The organism is Pseudarthrobacter sp. alpha12b, from assembly GCF_054130495.1.
The window spans coordinates 3294389-3315236 of sequence record NZ_CP196746.1 but is presented as its reverse complement, the minus strand read 5'-3'; the positions used below and the strand labels follow the sequence as shown (position 1 = coordinate 3315236).

At 62.3% G+C, this 20848-nt stretch carries 14 protein-coding genes and 1 pseudogene; 9 read left to right on the top strand and 6 right to left on the bottom strand.

All coding sequences use genetic code 11. The features are described from left to right. Positions 1–31: 31 nt before the first annotated feature. The 3 genes from ACTAQI_RS15300 to ACTAQI_RS15290 are packed head-to-tail and all read right to left on the bottom strand — an operon-like array spanning position 32 to position 3215. Positions 32–943, bottom strand: a complete 912-nt coding sequence (locus ACTAQI_RS15300) for a carbohydrate ABC transporter permease (RefSeq protein ID WP_457946974.1) — start codon at positions 941–943, stop codon at positions 32–34. Next, positions 940–1887 (bottom strand): carbohydrate ABC transporter permease, encoded by a 948-nt coding sequence (locus ACTAQI_RS15295; protein ID WP_457946973.1) that lies wholly within the window; start codon positions 1885–1887, stop codon positions 940–942. The genes ACTAQI_RS15300 and ACTAQI_RS15295 overlap by 4 nt, the downstream gene beginning before the upstream one ends. After that, positions 1884–3215: an ABC transporter substrate-binding protein gene (locus tag ACTAQI_RS15290; protein WP_457946972.1), complete on the bottom strand. Its 1332-nt coding sequence runs from the start codon at positions 3213–3215 to the stop codon at positions 1884–1886. Before ACTAQI_RS15290 ends, ACTAQI_RS15295 begins: the two co-directional genes overlap by 4 nt. A 100-nt stretch (positions 3216–3315) precedes the next feature. Here ACTAQI_RS15290 and ACTAQI_RS15285 point away from each other — a divergent pair, with 100 nt between their 5' ends. The 3 genes from ACTAQI_RS15285 (at position 3316) to ACTAQI_RS15275 (ending at position 5610) form a co-directional block, all read left to right on the top strand. Further along, positions 3316–4149, top strand: coding sequence for an NAD-dependent epimerase/dehydratase family protein (locus ACTAQI_RS15285; RefSeq protein ID WP_457946970.1), 834 nt, complete (start codon positions 3316–3318; stop codon positions 4147–4149). 38 nt (positions 4150–4187) lie between these two features. Beyond that, positions 4188–5000, top strand: a complete 813-nt coding sequence (locus ACTAQI_RS15280; RefSeq protein ID WP_457946969.1) for an IclR family transcriptional regulator — start codon at positions 4188–4190, stop codon at positions 4998–5000. Between the two features lie 118 nt (positions 5001–5118). Next, positions 5119–5610 carry a nucleoside deaminase gene (locus ACTAQI_RS15275; protein ID WP_457946967.1) on the top strand — a complete coding sequence of 164 codons (492 nt, stop codon included), beginning with the start codon at positions 5119–5121 and terminating at the stop codon, positions 5608–5610. 111 nt (positions 5611–5721) lie between these two features. Here ACTAQI_RS15275 and ACTAQI_RS15270 read toward each other — a convergent pair whose 3' ends face one another. Further along, positions 5722–6699, bottom strand: coding sequence for an alpha/beta fold hydrolase (locus tag ACTAQI_RS15270; RefSeq protein ID WP_457946965.1), 978 nt, complete (start codon positions 6697–6699; stop codon positions 5722–5724). A gap of 189 nt (positions 6700–6888) precedes the next feature. Here ACTAQI_RS15270 and ACTAQI_RS15265 point away from each other — a divergent pair, with 189 nt between their 5' ends. From ACTAQI_RS15265 to ACTAQI_RS15255, 3 genes and pseudogenes are all read left to right on the top strand, one after another. Beyond that, positions 6889–7920, top strand: a complete 1032-nt coding sequence (locus ACTAQI_RS15265; protein ID WP_457946964.1) for an LLM class flavin-dependent oxidoreductase — start codon at positions 6889–6891, stop codon at positions 7918–7920. A 96-nt stretch (positions 7921–8016) separates the two neighbouring features. Further along, a complete protein-coding gene (locus ACTAQI_RS15260; RefSeq protein ID WP_457946962.1) occupies positions 8017–8472 on the top strand; it encodes a hypothetical protein in 456 nt (151 codons plus the stop codon). A gap of 18 nt (positions 8473–8490) precedes the next feature. Further along, positions 8491–9116 (top strand): annotated as a pseudogene (locus ACTAQI_RS15255) (ABC transporter ATP-binding protein); the annotation flags it as partial. Positions 9117–9428: 312 nt separating this feature from the next. Here the strand turns inward: ACTAQI_RS15255 and ACTAQI_RS15250 are convergent. Next, the gene (locus ACTAQI_RS15250; RefSeq protein ID WP_457946960.1) at positions 9429–12821 is read right to left on the bottom strand and encodes a hypothetical protein; all 3393 of its coding nucleotides are present in this window, start codon (positions 12819–12821) and stop codon (positions 9429–9431) included. 798 nt (positions 12822–13619) lie between these two features. Between ACTAQI_RS15250 and ACTAQI_RS15245 the strand changes: the two genes are divergently transcribed. The 3 genes from ACTAQI_RS15245 to metH all read left to right on the top strand — a co-directional run bounded on the left by ACTAQI_RS15245 (position 13620) and on the right by metH (position 20138). Continuing rightward, positions 13620–14726, top strand: coding sequence for a hypothetical protein (locus tag ACTAQI_RS15245; RefSeq protein WP_457946959.1), 1107 nt, complete (start codon positions 13620–13622; stop codon positions 14724–14726). A gap of 383 nt (positions 14727–15109) precedes the next feature. After that, on the top strand, positions 15110–16228 hold the full coding sequence (locus ACTAQI_RS15240; protein ID WP_457946957.1) for a hypothetical protein: 1119 nt from the start codon (positions 15110–15112) through the stop codon (positions 16226–16228). A 247-nt stretch (positions 16229–16475) separates the two neighbouring features. After that, complete coding sequence (metH, locus tag ACTAQI_RS15235) at positions 16476–20138, top strand: methionine synthase (RefSeq protein ID WP_457946955.1); 3663 nt, start codon at positions 16476–16478, stop codon at positions 20136–20138. 93 nt (positions 20139–20231) lie between these two features. Here the strand turns inward: metH and ACTAQI_RS15230 are convergent, their stop codons facing one another. Further along, the gene (locus ACTAQI_RS15230; RefSeq protein WP_457946953.1) at positions 20232–20666 is read right to left on the bottom strand and encodes a hypothetical protein; all 435 of its coding nucleotides are present in this window, start codon (positions 20664–20666) and stop codon (positions 20232–20234) included. Between the last annotated feature and the right edge of the window lie 182 nt (positions 20667–20848).

Here is a 20848-nt window from a genome sequence, read left to right as displayed (position 1 = left end):
TCGTGGGGTGGGCGGACGGGCTGGGCCTGCCCTAACCTTTGGTGGCGCCAGCTGTGATGCCGCGGATCATGGAGCGCTGCAGGAAGAGGTACACCAACAGGCTGGGGATCATCGCCATGAGGGCGCCGGCGAGCAGGACGCCGGGTCCAACCGTGGTGTCATTGCGGAGGACGGAGAGCGCCACCGTCAGCGTGTAGTCGCTCGGATCGTTGGCGGCGATGAGGGGAAGGAGGTACTGGTCCCACACCATCATGAAGCCGAAGATTCCTATGACGCCCAGGGCGGGCTTGCAGAGCGGAAGGATGATGGTGAAGAGCATGCGGAACTCGCCCACGCCGTCCAGCCGGGCGGCTTCCTCGATCTCGGCGGGGATCTCCTTCATGAACTCGCTCATGATGAAGATGGAGAAACCCCAGATGCCAACCGGCAGGATGACGGCCAGCACGGTTCCCCGCAGGCTGATTCCCAGCAGAGGGAGGTCACCGAGCACCAGGGAGAGCGGGATGCCGATGACTTCCTCCGGCAGCATCATGGTCAGCAGGACCAGCAGCAGGAGGAGCGCCTGCCCGCGGAACTTCTTCCGGCTCAGGCCGTAGGCCGCGAAAACGGACACGGTCATCTGCAGCAGCAGTCCGCCGCCGGCGATCACCAGGGAGTTCAGCAGGTAGCCCCAGAGCCCCTGCTGTGTAGCTGCTTCGAAGTTGGCAAGGGTGAACGTCTTGGGCAGCAGCGTGATCTCGGTGGGGCTGCTGTTCCTGTCGAACGCGCCGGAGATGATGGCGGCGAACGGCAGTGCGAAGATGCAGAACACCAGGATGCACAGCACGATGCGGAGCACCATGTTGGTGCCAAAGCCGGGGGACCAGCCAAGGGCTGAGTCAAAGCGGGAGGACGACGACGGCCGCTTGGCCCGTGCCCGCGTACGGGTTGTGGTGGTGCTCATCGTTCTGCCTTCCTTCTGGCCAGGAGTTGGGTGCCCACTGTCAGCAGGAGCGTGACCACCAGCAGCAGGACCGCCGCGGCGGAGGCCACACCGATGTCGTTGCGCTGGAAGCCCAGCGAATACATGCGGGTCATCCACACTTCGGTGGATCCGGCCGGCCCGCCGCCGGTGAGGACATACACTTCCGTGAAGCTTCTGAGGCTTCGGATGGCGGCCAGTGTCAGAACGATCACGATCGCCGGACGCAGCGCCGGCAGGGTGATGTAGCGCAGGCGCTGCCAGACGGTGGCGCCGTCCACGCCGGCCGATTCGTACAGCGCCCGGTCAATGCCCGCCAGGCCGGCCAGGATGATCACCATGTTGTATGGGGCGCCGCTCCAGATGCCGACGACGGCGATGGAGGACAGTGCCGTGTCGGTGCCGTTCAGGAACTGCAGCGGTCCCAGGCCCACCCAGCTGAGGATGTTGTTCAGCGGCCCGTCGGCGGTGGGGAAGTAGAGGATGCGCCAAATTTCACCCACCACGGCCAGCGCCGTGACCACCGGCAGGAAGATGGCGGTGCGCAGGAACCACAGGGACTTTGCCTGGCCCTCGAGGAGGAGGGCCAGGACAAAGCCGACCACCAGTGCGCCGATGGTCTGGGTGAGCCCCAGGATCACGGTGTGGCCCAGGGCTTCCATGAACCGGGCGTCGGTGAGGACACTGGCGTAGTTGGCGAAGCCAACAAAAACGTCCCCCAGGAAGGGCTGGACCTTGAAAAGGCTCAGCCGGATGCCCTCCACCATGGGAATGAATTTGAAGTACAGGGCCAGGACGGCTGCGGGGAGCAGGAACACCCAGATGGCCAGCACCTGGGCCGGGTTGCCCTTCTTGCGGCGCGGGGGCGGGCTGGATCGCTTGGCCTGGACCGGCGTTGCCGCCGGCTTTGTTGGTGCCGCGGTCATGACTTGGCGTTCTGGCTCGTCAACTCGTTGTTGATGGCGGTGTCAAGGTCCTTCAGGCCTGATGCCACGTTGTCTGCACCGCAGTCGGAGACGATCTTGTTCAGCGCCTCTGCAGCAACCTGCTTGATGGGTACGAAGTTGATCGCGGCCGGGAACGCCTTGGAGGAGTTTTTCAGGGCGTTCTGGACCACACTCCAGCGGGGATCGTTGTATACGGCAGCAGCATCCACGTCGCTGTTGACCGGAACGCGAACGATCGGCTGCTTACCCGCCGTCATGCCTGCCTTCTGGCCATCGGCGGACACCAGGTAGTTGATAACCTGCTTGGTCTGCTCGGGCTTTCCGTTGCTGGCCGTGACATAGATGTTTTCGCCTTCCGCGAGGACGGTATTGTCCGCGGATCCCTTTGGAGTTTCGATGACCTCGTACTTGTCCTTGCCAAGCGACGTGTCAAAGGAGGAGAAGTTGTACGGGCCGGTGAGGATGATGCCGGTCTTGCCGGTCTGGAAGAAGGGCGAGGCGACGCTTGTGGCGGCGGTGAGCGCCCCTGGTTGGGTGTTGCCCGGGGTGCAGAACTGCCGCTTGATCCAAGTGACGCCTTTCTGGGTTTCGGCAGTGGAGGCGGTGGCCGCAAACTTCCCGTTGCCCTCGTCTTTGAGGTAGGCGCCACCGTCCTGCCATAGGTATGACGACGCCCACCACCCCAGATAGCCGCGTTCCGTGGAGCCCGGAACGGTCATGCCGTAGGTGTCGGCCTGACCGTTGCCGTCAGGGTCTTGGGTGGCAAAAGCGGTGGCGAGCTTTTCCAGGTCCTCCTGGGTTTTGGGAACCGGGAGTCCCAGCTTTTCCCGCCAGTCCTTGCGGATCATCGTCACCATCGTCTGTCGTGAGAACGGGACGCCGTACGTTGCCCCGTCCAAGCCCTTGGCCTCGTCCCAGAGGGAATCGGCAATTTTGGCATTGCCCTCAACAGTCGATTTGTCCACCTTCACCAAGTAGCCCTGGGCGGTGTAGTTCCCCAAGGCTGCCGAATCGTTGATCACGATGTCGGGAAGTTTCTTCGAAGCGGCTCGGGTCTGGAGTTGCTGGTCCAGGTCCGGAACGCCCTGGAAGTTCACCTTCACCCCCGTCTTGGCGGTGAATTCCTTGAACATCGCGGCATAGGTGGTTGCTGCATCGGTGCCGGCCCTGGCCCAGATCTCTATGGGTTGGCCGTCATCGGTGGCCGCAGGCGTTGCTGAGCCGCCGCTGCAGCCGCTCAGCAAGGCGGCAGCGGCAACGGAAAAGGCCAGGACTCCGCGGGAGCGTGATGTGAACTTCGAATCCACTCTGATTCTCCTTTTTACATATATAAAACGCTGTTACTATATGAAACGTACTTCATGAGAGTATGATCAGCATCACAGGCTGTCAACCGTCGGAGGAACCTTGTCTGCAGCACCACATACAGTGACCATCGCCCTCACCGGTGGGGCGGGAATGATGGCCACGCTGCTAAGGCCCTACCTTGCTGGGGCCGGTTATGCGGTCCGGCTGGTGGATCTTGCGGCCGCCCCGGATCCCCAACCCCGCGAATCCCTGCATGTAGGGTCGGTGACGGATCCGGAGTTCATGGCTACCGCTCTCAAGGGGGCCACGGCGGTCATCCACCTGGGCGGGCTGCACCGCGAGAAAACCTGGGCGGAACTGGTGTCCACCAACATCACTGGCACCCAGGTGACGCTGGAAGCGGCCCGGCTTAACGGCGTCGAACGTGTCCTTTTGGCCAGTTCTACGCACGCCGTAGGTTTCCACCCCACCGTGGCCGCCGCGGAGGACCGTGTGCTGATTCCGCGTCCGGACACGTACTACGGCGTCAGCAAGGCGGCCGTGGAGGCGCTGGGAAGCCTGTACGCGGATAAGTACGGTATGAAGGTGGTCAGTGCACGCATTGGCACCGGCGGTGAACGGCCCGGGAACCTGCGGACGCTGGGGTCCTGGCTGTCTCCCTCAGACTCATTCCGGCTGGTGGAGGCCACCCTGAACAACCTGGGCGCCCCCGGGCACCATGTGGTGTGGGCCGTCTCGGCGAACACGCGCGGCTGGGCCAACCTGGATGCGGGGAAGCGCATTGGATTCGACCCGCAGGATGACGCCGAGGCCTTCGCCGCGGGTGTTGACACCACGGCTCCGGACGAATGGGCGGAACTTTTGGGCGGCGCCTGGGCCAGCGATGGCCATAGGGTGGGAGTAGACAACTACCCGCACCTGGCAGTGAAGTGACATTGCAGGCCGGGGCAGTGGCAGAAGGGGGAACGTTGATGGCGACGCCGGTGGAGGTACAGTCCGGTCCGGGTGTGGGCGCGTCCGGGGACGTCAAGCTGGTGAAATCGGCGGAGCGCACCATAGCCATCCTGGAGCTCCTGGCCGGCGCACCCCAGCCGCTCACCACGGCGGAAATTTTCAAGCTGACCGGGTATCCCCGGTCCAGCCTGCATTGGCTGCTACTGACACTGCTGGAGCTCAACTGGATCGAGCAGACCCCCGAGGGGGCGTACCGCATTGGCACTCATGCACTTCTTTGCGGGACGGCCTACCTGGACAGGGACCCGGTCATGGAACATGTTTCCGCGGTCCTGGAGAAGGTCAGGAACGCCACCACGTTCACCACCCACTACGCCCGGCTGGACCGCTCGGACGTGATCTACTTGGCAACGCGGCAGGCCGTGGACCGCCGCAGGCTGTCCTCCCGAGTGGGCCGCAAGCTGCCTGCCCAGGTGACCGCCCTGGGGAAGGCCATCCTCTCCGAGTACACGGATGCGGAGGTCCGGCAGCGCCTCGGAGCGGGACCCTACTCCCAGCTCACTCCGAATTCCGTTCGGGACTTCGATGCCCTGCAGCTCGAACTGGCAAATTTCCGCCAAATGGGGCACTCCATTGAGTGGGAACAGAACACGGTGGGACTCTGCTGCGTCAGCGTAGTGGTTCCGTACCGCATTCCGGGCACTGATGCAATGAGTTGTTCCATACCCAAGGAGCTCGCTTCCGAGGAGGTTCTCACGAACACCGTGGCCACACTCGAAGCGGCTGCCGCAGAGCTGGCCAGGACGTTGCGGGCGGCAGGCATCCGGTAGTCGTAGTGGCTGCCACGCTGGCGCTTCAGTTACGAGGGCGCTTTTGGCCTTGGATCTGCCTGATGGCTCGGAATGCCCGGTCCAGAGATGACGGCGTGCATCATGCGAGAATGGCCGCATGACGCACGAGCCGACGCCTTTTGCCGCCACAGCAGAGGGGCAAGCGACCCATGACTCCGCTTTCGAGGCCGCCTACCAGGCCGCCCAGAAGAGCCTTAAAGAGGGTGGCATCCCGATCGGGGCAGCACTCGCCCGTGACGGTGTGGTCATCGCGAGCGGACACAACGAGCGTGTCCAGAACGGTGACCCGATAGCGCACGGGGAGATGTCCGCCCTTCGCGCGGCCGGCCGGCAGAAGAGCTACCGGGACACCACGCTGTACACCACGCTGGCCCCGTGTGCCATGTGCACGGGAACCGTCATCCAGTTCAAGATCCCCCGGGTGGTGGTGGGTGAGGCGCGCACGTTCAGCGGCGAATTCGACCTTTTGCGCTCACACGGTGTTGAGGTGGTGGTCCTGGATGATCCGCGCTGCGTGGACATGATGCGTGCGTTCCAGGAAGACAACCCGGACCTGTGGGCGGAGGACATCGCCGAGGACGCCGTCTAGCAGCCCAGAGAGCCGGCCGCTGTTGGCCGGCCACGCTGGAAGGGGCGACGACGGCGGCGGGGCGGGCGCCGTCGTCGACCCTTCCTTGGGAGGTGCTTTCCTCCGGAACCGTCAGGCTGTAGCTGACGGCGTGGGGGAGTCCTGCCGCTGGTGCGAGACCCGCTGGATGAACTCGAGCGTCTCGCGCTCCGTTTCGGCGCGGGTGGTGGGTTCGTTGTGCACCTCGTGCCGGACGCCGGGGAAGACGCGGGTGCGGACGTCCGCGTGGCCCGAATCAGCCAGGCGGTTTGCCACGTGGTAGGCCCCTTCGCCGTAGTTGGTCACGGGGTCCTGGTCGCCGGCGAGGATCAGCACGGGGAGTTCCGAGGGGAGCTGTTTGTACCAGTCGTCGGAGTTGACCTGGTCGTAGAGGTCCACGAAGCCCTGCAGGAACCGCGCGCTCAGCGGTGCGCCGAAGTTGTTGAAGGGATCCCTCCCGTGGTCGGCAACGACGTCGGCGTCCAGCGCCACCCAGGCAGTTGGGCCGGCACCTTCGCCGAAGCGGCCCAGGAAACCGTCGAACAACTGGCCCACCAGTTCCTCGGGCGCGGGCTCCGTGGCGCGCTCGCCGGAGGCAAGCCGGGCGAGTTCGGGCCGGTTGATCATTGTCTCGATGCCCCGCATTTGGGCGGCGATTCCGCAAAGGATCAAGCCCGAAAGCTGTGTTCTCGGATCGACGGCCATGCCGCGGGCAATCATGGACCCCCAGCTGTGGCCGAACACCACGTACGGGAGCTGGGGGAGTGCTTCCCGGGCCTTGGCCTGGAGGGTGACCTCATCGGCGACCACCACGTCGGCGGCGTCCTCGCCGGCATCGCCCCAGGTGCCCTGCTGCATTGCCGTGCGCCCGTGCCCGGAATGGTCACCCGCCACCACGATGAAGCCCGCGTCCACCAGGGTGGAGATGAGGTGGAGGTAGCGGCGGGAGTGCTCGCCGAGCCCGTGGATCAGCTGCACGATGGCCTTGGGCTGACCGATGGGCTCGTAGACCCACGCCTGGATGGTGTCCCGGCCGTTGGCGGACGTGAACTCGATTTCCTGCAGTGACATTAAGACCGTTCCTCCCGTGCCGGCGCCGTCGCTGGCTTGAGGCGAGCCTAACCCTAGTCAGGACAAGGCCGTCAAGGTTGCTGGGCGCTTTTTCGGTAGCGATTCGAGGTCCGTGGGACAGGCTGGTTCATCCGATGGCCCACCGCTTAGTCTGAAAATCAGCCACGTCCCCGCGTTTGGAGGAAGCCGATGCCGCATCCCACCCGTCCCCTGCGGAAGCTGGGGTTCCTCACGATCGGCTTGTTCGATCCCGCTGATCCCGCAGCCGGGCACGAGTCCACGTTGCAGATCATCCAACTGGGCGAGCGGCTGGGATTCGACAGCGCCTGGCTGCGCCACCGGCATCTGCAGTTCGGCATTTCTTCTCCTGTGGCGGTGATGGCCGCCGCGAGCCAGCGCACCTCGCGGATTGAGCTCGGCACTGCCGTGACGCCGCTGGGTTGGGAGAACCCGCTGCGCCTGGCGGAGGACCTGGCCACCGTGGACCTGCTCGCCGGAGGGCGCATCAATCCCGGCGTGAGCGTGGGTGAGCCGATGCAGTACGGCACGGTGAAGCATGAGCTGTATCCCGATACCGCGGACACGGAGGACTTCAGCTATGCCCGCGTGGAGCGGTTTGCGCGTTTGGTCGCGGGGGAGCCTGTGCGGGAATTCTCCGGTAGGCAGGGGGTGGTGGAGGAGTTCTCCAACCGCGTAGAGCCGCACTCACCCGGCCTGAGGGGCCGCCTTTGGTACGGGGCCGGCAGCACGAAGTCGGCTGTTTGGGCTGGGGCGAACGGCTTCAACCTGCTGTCCAGCAGCGTTATCTTCCCCGACAAGGACCAGGAACCGGACTTCGCCCTGGTCCAGCAGTCGCAGATCCGGGCGTTCCGGGAAGCTGCGGCAGGGGCCGGACATGCCGGGGCGCGGGTTTCGCAGGGCCTGGTGGTGATCCCGACGGACTCGGCGACTCCGGCCCAGCGGGAGAAATACCAGCGGTACGTCGACGAACGCACGCCGCGCACTGCTGCTCCGCAGGGGCCGCGGGGCACGATGTTCGCTCAGGATTTGATCGGCACCAGTGAGGAGATCGCCGAGCAGCTGTACGCCCACGCTGGCTTCCAGGAAGTGGACGAGGTGGCCTTCGCACTGCCCTTCAGCTTCGACCAAGAGGAGTACGTCCAGATCCTCACCGACGTTGCGGGCAAGCTGGGGCCGGCCCTCGGTTGGGCTCCGGTATAAGTCGAGGTGCCGCCGTGCATTTCAGAGCTGCGGGCCAGGGCAATGCGATCTTGTCGAGTCCTTTTTTACCCGAGATTCTGTTGTTAGTTTGACTGGATGGACGCTGCCACTATCGGCCTAATCGGGGGCCTTGCCGGTGTGCTACTTGGTGCCTTCCTGACCTATGTTCTTGATCGCAGGAAGGCCGTGTCCGTGCGGCTGCACGAGTCGCGAATAGAGGCTTACAAGCTCTTTGCCACTACTGCCATGGAGTATCGCCGGGCAGTCATGGATCAGTGGTTTGAGGACCATAAACTGCAGAAGTGGACGGAGGATGATGAAGTTCACCGGGCGCGAAGTTCAGCATGGTCGGCCTACTATGGCGTGCGCCTCTTGACCGGCGATAAGCGCCTGGGTGAGTCGGGGCGGCAAATTCTGGACAGAATCACGGCGCTGAAGGACGTAGCAAACCGGGAGGAGCTGAACCGTCTGGGCGAGGATTGCCGTGAGGAGCTAGACAATTTCGTTGAAATGGCTCGGGCAGATGTTGAAGTTGCGTCAAGAACAATATGACAGAAATGTCGGGTCCTCGGGGCGGGGAAGACGACGCTGATGAACCTGATGATGCGGTTTTACGAGCTAGATGCCGGGGGGATAACGCTCGACGGCGTGGACGTCACCTCGGTGCCGCGGCGCGAGCTGCGCTCGCGGCTGGGGATGGTGCTGCAGGATACGTGGCTGTTCGGCGGGACCATCCGGGACAACATCGCGTACGGGCGGCCTTCGGCTACCGAAGACGAAATCCTGGAAGCGGCGCGGGCGACGTATGTGGACCGGTTCGTGCGGTCACTGCCCGAGGGGTACGACACGGTTCTTGAAGACGAGGGTGGGAACCTGCCCGCGGGGGAGAAACAGCTGCTGACGATCGCCCGGGCGTTCCTGGCGCGGCCCTCTGTGTTGATCCTGGACGAGGGACGTCATCGGTAGATACGCGGACCGAGGTGCTGGTGCAGAAGGCGATGAGTGTGCTGCGGTCCGACCGGACCTCGGTTGTGATCGCGCACCGCCTGTCCACGATCCGCGACGCCGACCTCATCCTGGTGATGGAGGCCGGCCAGATCGTGGAGCAGGGGACGCACGCTTCGCTGCTCGCTGCGGGCGGGGCTTACGCGCGGCTGTATGAGGCCCAGTTCGCGGCTCCTGCGGCGGAGGTTTAGTTATCGTGGGATCGACCATCCCGATCGCTTCTACGTCAGCTGGCATCCTGATATGCGGCACCATGAACGACCGAAGCGTCCGGTACAGCCGTAAAGGCTCCATCTCATCTACGGCCGATGCCGCGTACACTCACGACAAACTTCAAACTTCCCCCCGGCCAAACAAAGGCAGAAAGCGTGCCCTGGAGGCTTTTTAGCGCTCGGATGACCAGCCAAAGGAACTCCTAATGACGACGCGTCCTGCACATCGGACACCGCAAGTGAGGTTCCGCTTCACTCCAATCGTTATCCTTAGCCAATGTTGGCGCCGTCCTAGTTTGTTCGGGCTTGGGCCACAAGCTCAGCAATCTGCAGATTGCCCTGGCGTCCGAGCCAGTTCATGAGGTCGCGGCCAGTTAGTATGGCTTGGGCGTCACTGGAGTCTAGAGCGCGCGCGATGACTACAGGGGCATTTCTTGTCAGCCTATGCCGCACGTGCGATTCTTGGCCCGACCTGATTAGTCGATCGAGTATGGCTATGGCCTGCTCGGGGTACGCTTCCGATGCCTCCTCGAGATGTTTAGCCAGGAAGACGATGCCATCGAGATCGGTAACAGCAGAGGCCTCCTCGAGTCGAGGCAACCACCAGGCAACGGGGAACTTGCCGCAGTGCACCCACCAATAGAATTTAGAAAGTTCCTTCGGTTCGACTCCAGCGTCCTTGACGGCTTTACTCCGGCTATCCCACAGGCTCTGAGCCTGATGTAGCACTTCGTCTGGGATCCCCTCCTCCGTCTGCATGAATAGCCACGCCAAGTGGCCAAGAGAGGAGGCGCGAGCTTCTACTGGAGCTTGCTTGAAGAACTTCGTCACGAGCGGTGTCTCGAAGCTATACGTGCCCCACATGAGCAGGATGATGAGGTGGTCGCCGATCCGTTCGAGGGGCGACCTGTTTGACCGGACGCTGTCGGCTATTTCTGTGCCATCGAGAGCTGAAGCGATCATTCTTGTGACCTTACCTTCAAGGGCTTCCATGAGATGGCGGGATGTTGGGTGGAAAGCCAGGGCCGTAGTGGCGACTATATCTCCGAACGTGTCGTTGGTGAGGAAGTGCTTGGAATTCGCTTTGTACCAATCAGGTGCGAGCCGGAGCAGCCATCCAGTGCTTTCTCCGAAAGCTGCGGCTACGGCAACGCTGGAATCCCTCTCGGGGGTCAGCAACCGGGCAAAGGCATCGATTACCCGCTGTGTTATCGTTCCGGGGCGTTGCTCGTCCGGCGTAATCTCGTATTCGGCGGCTGCCAGTTGCACGAGGGTACGTATCGCTACTGGCCGCACAGTGTTAAGCGACAGATGCAGTGGATCCCCTTGGGACCCGCCGTGCTTCCGTTCGTAGTCTGGCGTAGGGTCTGAATCGTTTAGGTATGGTATGACCAACTCGGCCGCAGCCGGAAGTAGGTGGTCGGGTATGCCGGCGCCAGAACGTACCGCCCCGTTCTCGAGGAGGCCGCAGAGTTGTCGGCGGAAATTCGTCCGCCGACCTGATTGGGCCCCGGCGGAGTCGTGTGCCTGATCGAAAGCTGCGCTTGCAGCCAGCAACACCTCCCAGTTGATCCGGGAGTTTTCCTTTAGAGCTACCCTGAGTCCGGAAAGCAACGCACCGAGATAGTTCGGTGAGTGGGTCATTATCAGGTGCGTCAGGGCCGAGTAGTCCGCAGGCCGTCGGGCCACGACTGCTGCGAAAACGTCTGCTAGATCGCTCCTGCCCAATATCCTCGCGGCGTCGTCCTCCGGCTGCCACGTGCGCAGAAGCTCGATAGCCTCTTGTGGATTCTTTGAAAGAAGGTCCTCGAGTGAGAATGGGTTTGTCTGGCCAGTGCCAATCGAGTGCCATGTCAAGAACGAGGGGTGCTTTGGTTCCCCATAGAGGGCGACGAGTTCTCGCAGTCGTTCCTCTGCCGCGCCCCGCAGCGCGTCTGCTCCAAGACTGCTTAGGCGCGTCAGTTGCCAGTCCTGTATATACCGCGACACGGCTTGATCCCTCGTCCCACTCTCGCCTCCCATTGCGATGATCCGCTGCATCTGGTCCTCTGTAAGTTTGGGACCTCGGAGGATCATTCGCTCCCAAGTTTGGTAGTCTCCCTCGCCCAGGGTCGGCAATGCCGCGGCTGCCAATTGGAGGTACTCACGATGGACTGCTGGACTGTCCATGGACTGCGGATCCAGCAGCCATGCCGTTGCGAGAGGTCGTAGGAGGTGGTCGTCGGGGAGGCGTTTCGAGACCACATAGAAGGCGATGCGCCGCAGGAGGGGCACCCGCGACCTGTTGAGAACCTCGATGACGGCATGCGGGTCGTTTCCCTGCCTCAGGCGTTGGAGAGCTACGTCTCTCACGGCATCGATGAGCGCTTCATCCATCTCGTTAGTCCCGTAGTTCTGAGAGTGGTCGGATATTGAAGGTCGTCTGATGTAGCTGAAGTCATCCCCATTCTCTTCGTCCCAGCATTTTGTGATCAGCTGCTCTTCCTCCAGCCATGCCGTGAGCATGGAAAGGAGCTTTTCATGGTTCGCGAGTGCAGCCACGACCCTGCTGAGGGCCTCGCCGTACCAAATCTCCTCGATACCCGCCCTGATTGCATGCTCTCCATGGCCAGTTTCCTCTTCAACGGGAGCGGGGCGCAGCAATGCATGTGCTAAGCGCTCGGCCTGTCGAGACCTACCGCCAGCAGCCAAGTGTTCGATGAGGCTGACGATCTCAAGCCCGAATGAGGGACCTTGCCGCTGATCCAGGAACGACGCGATCCTGTTGGTCAGCTGGGCTGCCGATTCCGGGGACATTTCCAGCGCGGCCAAGACTACTTGCTCCTTAACCCAAGGAGCCGCTTCAGGGCCAACCTTCCGCAGCAGGATCGCCGCGACCTGACCCGGGACTTGGCGAGCAATCGCAACCAGATAGTCGCCTTGTGGCCAAGGGACCCATTGGATACGGCCGTCTTCGCCAACCTGCTCCAGGGGTGGATGGTTGAAAACGCCAACTTCATCGAGAAGGGGTAGCCAGAGTGGATTTTTGAGTCCATCGAAAAACACTCGACGGTGCTGCAGATCACCCAATCGGGACATCGCCGCTTCCACCAGCTCTCTGCTGGGCCTTCGCCATCCGCCCTCACCATGCGCCCCCGCGCCTGTTTCGTTAGCCTGTCCGAGCAGTGTTTGAAGTTGATCCACGACGTCGAAGAAATTACCGACACGGCCCAGGAGAGCTCGTTCAATCAGCTGAAGATCGGATTTGAAGCGCTGGACTCCTGTCGGTAGCCAGCCTGTCGTGTCACCTGCCGGGTGCCGGAACCGCTCAATGCGGTTGATGGCGGCTCGCACCAGCGCAACGGTGGCATCATCTCGCTGTCCTGCCGGGTTCCCAAGAACAAGAGCGCTGCGACGAGCCTCGGCGTTCTCTTGAATCTGCTGCTGTGCCTCTACGTATTCACGCATAGCAACAATGAACGCGTGCGGGACACTTGCCTCCTTTGCACTCTCGGAGAAGCCCGGTGTGCCCATCACCTCACACCATGCATCAATCAGGACTTCTCGGACGTCGGCGTCTCTGACCCTCTCCGGAAGACTCACATCAGCCAATACCGTTGGTAACATGTTCACAAGTTCCCGGAGTGCATGTGCCGCTACGACGAGGGCCCCTTCGGTCACGGGGTGCTCGCTCAGGGCGTTCACAGCGAGTCGATATAGATCCCCGCACAGGGGGCTCTGGTTCGACAACGCTACACGCAGGTCTTCACGTTCTGCGGTCCACATCCCCACTGAGCTGGAGCGAACACTACCCTGCTCGCCCGATTGGCCTACTGTGATATCGAGATGACCCATATGCACGATGATGAGGCATCAAGGGAACATAGGCTAAAAACTTCCCTTATCGTCGATTGCGCCGCCGGCTAGGCTCCGGGTCCCTGCACTACACGCGAAGCGTCATGACCAGGCTGTTCGGATCCAGGACGTAGTCTGCAAGGGCAGGCACTCGCTGAAGCCGTGGCGGGCATACGGGGGCCGTGGCTTCAGCGAAGTAGTCCTCACTTCCGGTCTCCAGAAGGAGCGCTCAAGCGGCCGCGGGTGGGGCTTACGTGCGGCTGTATGAGGCCCAGTTCCGGCTCCTGCGGCGGAGGTCTAACTGTTGCGTGCGAGCGCCTCTCCGGTTTCTGCATGCATTGATTTGTCGCACCAGGGGCGCGCTTCCAATGTTCCGTGGCTCCCTTAGCACTGCATTCCCGCTCATAACGGATCCAATAGAATCTTCCGCGGTTTGTGGAAAACTGGCACGCACAACTACTGCAGGATTACTCCAAAATCGAGGCGCATGACGTGCCGATAACCGGAAGGGACGCGAGGCTCTAGTGTGAATTGGTGTGCCCGACGTGCTCTCGGGTAGTAGCAAGCAGCTCTAAAAACCTTGAGTCCTGTTCCACAACACCACATGCTCTAAACTCACATAAAAGACTCACGCTACGGGGGAACACAGTGCCTACTGCTTTTGTCATCATGCCTTTTGGTGCTCGCTTCGACCCTGTCTTTAAGAAGTTGATTTCCCCTCCACTGGAGGCTGCCGGGTTTGAAGTTAGCCGCGCCGATCTCACCATCAACCAACATCAGATCCTCAAAGACATTGTGGTTGGGATTGCAGAGGCGGATATTGTTATAGCCGATGTGACCGACCTGAATGGAAACGTCATGTACGAACTTGGGCTCGCGCATGCAATGGGTCGGCGTACGGTGATGATCACCCGCGACATCGAGTCTTTGCCGTTTGATCTGCGCGCTTACCGTGCAACCCAGTACTCGACGGAGTTTGATGAAGCCCCGAAACTGACTGAACTGATTGAGTCCGTTGCGAGAGGGGTGCTGGATGGATCAGCAGAGTTTAGCAACCCGGTTCAGGACTTTGCCCCAGACGTCCTTGGAAAATCTGAGCAGGTATCTGCGCCTCCCCAAGCTCCCAGGACGCCCAAGAGGGGACAGGCCAGCTTCGAGGCCGTCGCTGAACCACCGCCGCCTGGCTTGCTGGACGTCGTTGTTGAACTATCCGAAGAGGGGGAGCGGCTGCAGGAAAGTACAGAGGCGATATCCCAAGCTACTGTCAAGATAGGCGAGATCGTGTCTGCTCGGTCAAAGCAGATTGAAAAGACAAACAAGAACCTCGGGGCGAAGGCTGCACCAGTGTTGCGCCAATTGATGAAGGATACCGCCAAGGACTTCAAGGAATTTAATGCCGAGTTAGTCCCTCAGAATGAACTTTTGCGCGAATCCGGCAGCAAAATTGGGCACCTTACTAACTCCTTGGCCCGTCTTCGAAGTACGGCCTCCCCCGACGAAATGGAGCGGCTCCGCAGTGAGATTGAATCGTTAACTACAGCCGAATCTCGCTTTGAGGAAGCCCACACGAGCGTAACCGGCTTTGCAGAAGTACTAATTGGGCTGCCTAATATGGAGAGATCGCTAAATGCAGCTGTTCAGGAAACCACCGTCTCGGTCCTTGATACAGCCGGAATAATCGAGCTTCTGCGCTCTGAATTTGCAAGAGCTCGAAGTCTCATGGAGGAGAAGTTGAACAGAGCTGAAGCTCTCTAGCGAGCCCCTTGCCCAGGTGTAGCTTCTTGGATTCCGGGCAAGGTGTTGCGAGAGCCACTCAACTTTAAGCTAGGGGGCGACGTGAAGTCGTCGATGGAGCGACTTGCCCTTTTTCGTCGTGTCTCAGCAGCGAGGACGCCTGGCAGCAGCGCCATTTTAAGTCCTATGTCTTCGCCATGCAGGCAACACCGCCCGGCCGTCGTGCCCAAAATGCCTGGTTTCGTTACTACTGTCCTGTAACGCTTTGATCGGGCGTTTCGTATGCGAAGCGTGAAGGCTGTCGTCAGAAGTGCGCCCCAGCGGCATAATCTGCTATGGACCAGAGGCCGATCTGGGGCGCTCCTCTAGTATAGCGCTGTGAGCAATCTTGATCGAGGGGAAGCATGCAGGACCTGACCGCGTGGATCACAAAGCGCCGCTTCGATGAGTACATGGTGGCGGCTAATTACGACCCAACGGCAGCGCGCGAGCTTTACGAGTGGAACGTATCCGTGGCAGCTGCGTTCTTCGAGCTAATCTCACATGTTGAAGTCGCTCTGCGGAACGCCGTGGACGGGATTCTTGAGCCGCTCGAGGTGAAAGAGACGGCGCGCGTGCGTGTCCAGAATGGTTGGTGGTTCTCGAGTTCAACTTTCCTGACTGAACATGAATTGAATTTTTACAAGACGGCCGTGAAGCATCTGGGGACTCGGGCGGAGGGCGCCTCTCGAGACAAAGTCTTTTCGGCAATGACTTTCGGCATATGGGAAGGGATTTTTGGTCCCTCGTACGAGGAGTTGTTTCGACGGCATCTGGTTTATGCGTTTCCAAATAGAGGCGCGGGCTTCAAGCGAGACACTGTCCACAAGAGTGTCCTTGCTTTGAGGAATCTACGAAATAGAATTGCGCATCATCAGGCGGTCTTTGATCTTCCGCTTGAGGAACGGTTCGAGCAGGCGATGGATCTTCTTCGGTGGATAAATGTGGACCTCGAATTATGGGTGAGGGGCCTCTGCCGTGTTCCAGCTTTGTTGGACATCCGGCCACAAGCAGCTGAGTCAATAGCTGCTATCGTTTCGGCACGCGAAGCTTGGCCGTTTTACCAGCAGTACGGTGCTTATATCTGTAAGCCAGGACGTTTCTTCAGGCAAATTAGCCACATTGGTTTTTATGCAGACTCTGCCGTGCAAACTGATGTAGCGAAGGTTCTCGAACGCATCGATTATGTAGCTTGGACGCCTGATGAGATCGGGCGCAGAATGAGCACGAAGAATGATCAGGATCGGCAAATCGCTGAGATCATCAAACACGGGCGCGAGTTTGGTTGGACGGACAATGAATACCAACTCTTCCTACTTACGCGTGCTGACGACGAAGGCCGTACCAAGGGGCACGTAACACTAGAATCTCCGCTTCAGCGCCAGCGTAGTGGCCGAGGTAATGCATGGGTGCGTCGGCAACGATATGTGGCTGTTGCAGCACTGCAGTCGGCTCAACGACTCGGCGACCTTGACCAGCAATAGCTGTTGGGTGTCCAAGTAGCAGGTACTCAAAGGGTTCGATGAACGATTCGGGTTCAGTTATCCACCAGACCCCACATTGTTGTCTCAACGACTACTCACAACCAGCTAGTCCTGCAGAGGTACGTCTTTTTGCAAAGTCATACGCCAAGAGCCGCTTTAGCGTCGCGGAACTTCCTGCCACCCGCCCCCGTCGTAGCACACTGACATACGAAGCAATGTTTCGGCGTGTCGCCCGTAACCTGTTTAAATGCCTCGTTTCGCACTGGACATCGAGTCCGTCCCCCGCCCCGCCCGCTCGCAGGAGCTGCTGGATGGCGTGAACCACCGCGTCGTCATTGCCGATGGCGCCATGGGCACTATGCTCCAAGGCCGGGACCTGCAGCTGGAGACGGACTTCCAGAACCTGGAGGGCTGCAACGAGATTCTCAACGACACCCGCCCGGACGTCATCGCGGACATCCACGACGCCTACTTCGCTACGGGTATCGACGCCGTGGAGACCAACACGTTCGGCGCCAACTGGTCCAACCTCTCGGACTACGGCATCGACGACCGGATCGAGGAACTCGCCCGCAAGGGCGCCAAGATCGCGCGCGAACGCGCCGAAGCAGCAGAAGAAACAGACGGCCGCATGCGCTGGGTCCTCGGCTCCATGGGCCCCGGCACCAAGCTCCCCAGCCTGGGCCACACCAGCTACGACTACCTCAAGCAGACCTTCGCCCTCCAGGCCCAGGGCCTGATCGACGGCGGCGCAGACGCCTTCCTCATCGAAACCAGCCAGGACCTCCTGCAGACCAAAGCCGCCGTCAACGGCTGCAAGCAGGCCATCGTGGACCGCGGCATCCGCCTCCCCATCTTCGTCGAGGTAACGGTCGAAACCACCGGAACCATGCTCATGGGCTCCGAAATCGGCGCCGCGCTCACCGCACTGGAACCGCTCGGCGTCGACGCCATCGGCCTGAACTGCGCCACCGGCCCGGACGAGATGAGCGAACACCTCCGCCACCTCTCCAAGCAGTCCTCCGTCGCCATCGCCTGCATGCCCAACGCCGGCCTCCCGGTGCTGGGCGCCAACGGCGCCCACTACCCGCTCTCACCCACCGAACTTGCCACCGCGCACGAACAGTTCGTGCGTGAATTCGGCCTGGGCCTGGTTGGCGGCTGCTGCGGTACGACGCCGGAACACATGGCTGCCGTCGTCGAACGTCTTGCGCCCTTCCGCACCAAAGCTGTGGTCACCACGGACACGAAAGCCGCCAACGGCAAGACCGCACCCGCCCGCGTCCCCGAAGAACGCGAAGCCGGCGTCGCCTCCCTGTACCAGCACGTGAACTTCGACCAGGAGTCCGCGTACCTCGCCATCGGTGAGCGCACCAACGCCAACGGCTCCAAGGCCTTCCGCCAGGCGATGCTCGAAGAACGCTGGGACGACTGCGTGGACATCGCCCGCGAGCAGATCCGCGTCGGCGCCCACCTGCTGGACGTCTGCATCGACTACGTGGGCCGCGACGGCGTCGCCGACATCAAGGAAGTGGTGAGCCGGTTCGCGTCCGCCTCCACCCTCCCGCTGGTCATCGACTCCACCGAACCGCCCGTGCTGCAGGCCGGCCTGGAACTCATCGGCGGCCGCCCGGTGGTCAACTCCGTCAACTATGAGGACGGCGACGGCCCCAACAGCCGCTTCGCGCGCATCATGCCGCTGGTCAAGGAACACGGCACCGCCGTCATCGCCCTGACCATCGACGAACAGGGCCAGGCCCGCACCACCGAAGGCAAGGTGGCCATCGCCTCCCGCCTCGTCGACGCCCTGGTGGGCGAGTGGGGCATGCGCGTCGAGGACATCATCGTCGACTGCCTCACCTTCCCCGTCGCCACCGGCCAGGAAGAAACCCGCCGGGACGGCATCGAAACCATCGAGGCCATCCGCCAGATCACCGCCAAGTACCCCGGCATCAACACCACGCTCGGCGTCTCCAACGTCTCCTTCGGCCTGAATCCGGCAGCCCGCGTCGTCCTGAACTCCGTGTTCCTGCACGAGGCCGTGCAGGCGGGCCTCACCAGCGGCATCATCGACGCCGCCAAGATCGTCCCGCTCGCCTCCCTCCCGGAGGAGCAGCGCAAGGTGGCGCTGGACCTCGTCTGGGACCGCCGCGAATACGACGCCGACGGCAACGTCACGTACGACCCCCTGGCCAGCATGCTGGACATGTTCGCCGGCGTCGACACCGCTGCCCTCAAGGACCAGCGCGCCGCCGAACTCGCGGCGCTGCCCACCGGCGCGCGCCTTGAACGGCGCATCATCGACGGCGAAGGCAAGGGCCTCGAAGCGGACCTGGACCTGGCCCGCAGCGAGGGCATGACCCCGCTGGGCATCATCAACGACCACCTGCTCGAGGGCATGAAGGTGGTGGGTGAGCGCTTCGGCGCCGGCGAAATGCAGCTGCCGTTCGTGCTGCAGTCCGCCGAGGTCATGAAGAACGCAGTGGCCCTGCTGGAGCCGCACATGGAGAAGTCGGATTCGTCCGGCAAGGGCACCATGGTGATCGCCACCGTCCGCGGCGACGTGCACGACATCGGCAAGAACCTGGTGGACATCATCCTCACCAACAACGGCTACAAGGTCATCAACATCGGCATCAAGCAGGGCATTGCCGAGATCATCGCCGCCGCGGAGGAGCACAACGCGGACGTGATCGGCATGTCCGGCCTGCTGGTGAAATCCACCGTGGTGATGAAGGAAAACCTCGCCGAGCTGCAGTCCCGCGGCCTGGCCAAGAAGTGGCCTGTCATCCTCGGCGGCGCAGCCCTGACCCGCGCCTACGTGGAGCAGGACCTCGCGGAGCAGTTCGACGGCGTGGTCCGGTACGCCAAGGACGCCTTCGAGGGCCTTTCCCTCATGGAACCGCTGGTGCGCGTTGCCCGCGGCGAGTCGCCGGACGACGTCGGCCTGCCGCCTTTGAAGAAGCGCATCCACAAGGGCGGCGCGAAGTTCACGATCACCGAGCCCGAAGCCATGCCCGGCCGGTCCGACGTCGCCAGCGACAACCCCGTTCCGTCGCCGCCGTTCTGGGGTACCCGCATTGTTCGCGGCGTCTCCCTGCACGAATACTCCGCATTCCTCGACGAGCGTGCCACCTTCATGGGCCAGTGGGGCCTCAAGCCAGGCCGCGGCGAGGACGGCGCCTCCTATGAGGAACTCGTGGAACGCGAGGGGCGCCCGCGCCTGCGCTACTGGCTGGACCGCATCCTGGGCGAAGGCATGCTGGACGCCTCCGTGGCCTACGGCTACTTCCCCGTGGTCTCCGAGGGCGAACAGGTGGTGGTCCTCCACCACGGCGAGGATCCCGACGGCGTCCTGGGCCAGGCAGGCCTGCTCGCCCCCGACGGTGGTTCAGGCGGCCCCATCGGCACCGACCGCCTGCGGTTCGACTTCCCGCGCCAGCGCCGTGACCGGCACCTGTGCCTGGCCGACTTCGTTAAGTCCCGCGAATCCGGGCAGATCGACGTGCTGCCCGTGCAGCTGGTCACCGCCGGTTCCAAGATCGAGGAGTTCACCTCCAAGATGTTCGCGGCCAACCAGTACCGCGACTACTACGAGCTCAACGGCCTGGTCATGCAGCTCACCGAGGCGCTCGCGGAATTTTGGCATGCCCGGATCCGCAAGGAGCTTGGCTTTGCGGCCGAGGAGCCCAAGGACACGGCAGGGTATTTCAAGCTCGACTACCGCGGTGCGCGGTTCTCGCTCGGCTACCCCGCTTGCCCGGACATGGAGGACCGCCGCAAGGTAACGGAGCTGCTGAAGCCGGAGCGGATGGGCGTGGTCCTCAGCGACGAGCTCATGCTGCACCCCGAACAGTCCACCGACGCATTCGTGTTCCACCACCCGGAGGCCAAGTACTTCAAGGTGTGAGCTGGCGCCGGTCTTTTGTGTGCGGAATGCGCCTTCGCGGCTGGCCGCTTAGCCGCCGTTGTATACGCGTCGACAGCAGATTTCGCGGTCGTCTCAGTGGTGTCCGAACCGCTCCCGGGCAGTTCGAGCGGATGTGCCGAGGGCGGCACCGATAACCTCCCACGAGTCTCCCTTCGCGCGGGCGGCGCTGACGGCGGCGTCCAGCTCGGCCGCAGCCTTCGCGGCGGCCGTACGGGCAGCGGAGATCCTGCGGAAGTCCGCGGCTTCCCTGTCCACGTGAGGAGCCGGGCTCAGGCGAAGGAGCGTGCCATCCACCCGCAGCGGCGCGGTTAAGTGCTCGACGTGCAGGACATAACCTTCTTCGGGCGTGCGCTGAATGTAGAGGGTGAGGACGGCCTTTCCCTCACCGTCATCAAAGTCCACTTTTCCGTAGCTCTCGCTGGGCCCGACAGGCCACGGGCGCGGCTTCAACCGCCAGCCAGCTTCGTAATGCGTCGGCTCGTAGGTTGGTGCTTCGCGAGGGCTCATGCTGGCCGTTCTCCTTCAAATGTCTTGCCACTGCGCTCCGACGCGTAGGGACCGCAGCAAGGCCTCTCTCACCGGGGATGGGGCCGGCGGCGACTGGGGGAGATGCACGTGGTCTCAGCCGTACACCTTCGCCGCCGGCTCCGCTGTCCACGGTACGGCCGCGGTCTAACGGGCACCCGGGT

What these genes read in the sequence shown, in the direction of transcription:
- ACTAQI_RS15300 (WP_457946974.1), bottom strand. Translation starts at nt 943, where the DNA reads ATGAGCACCACCACAACCCGTACGCGGGCACGGGCCAAGCGGCCGTCG.
- ACTAQI_RS15295 (WP_457946973.1), bottom strand. Translation starts at nt 1,887, where the DNA reads ATGACCGCGGCACCAACAAAGCCGGCGGCAACGCCGGTCCAGGCCAAG.
- ACTAQI_RS15280 (WP_457946969.1), top strand. Translation starts at nt 4,188, where the DNA reads ATGGCGACGCCGGTGGAGGTACAGTCCGGTCCGGGTGTGGGCGCGTCC.
- ACTAQI_RS15275 (WP_457946967.1), top strand. Translation starts at nt 5,119, where the DNA reads ATGACGCACGAGCCGACGCCTTTTGCCGCCACAGCAGAGGGGCAAGCG.
- ACTAQI_RS15270 (WP_457946965.1), bottom strand. Translation starts at nt 6,699, where the DNA reads ATGTCACTGCAGGAAATCGAGTTCACGTCCGCCAACGGCCGGGACACC.
- ACTAQI_RS15265 (WP_457946964.1), top strand. Translation starts at nt 6,889, where the DNA reads ATGCCGCATCCCACCCGTCCCCTGCGGAAGCTGGGGTTCCTCACGATC.
- ACTAQI_RS15260 (WP_457946962.1), top strand. Translation starts at nt 8,017, where the DNA reads ATGGACGCTGCCACTATCGGCCTAATCGGGGGCCTTGCCGGTGTGCTA.
- ACTAQI_RS15240 (WP_457946957.1), top strand. Translation starts at nt 15,110, where the DNA reads ATGCAGGACCTGACCGCGTGGATCACAAAGCGCCGCTTCGATGAGTAC.
- metH (WP_457946955.1), top strand. Translation starts at nt 16,476, where the DNA reads ATGCCTCGTTTCGCACTGGACATCGAGTCCGTCCCCCGCCCCGCCCGC.
- ACTAQI_RS15230 (WP_457946953.1), bottom strand. Translation starts at nt 20,666, where the DNA reads ATGAGCCCTCGCGAAGCACCAACCTACGAGCCGACGCATTACGAAGCT.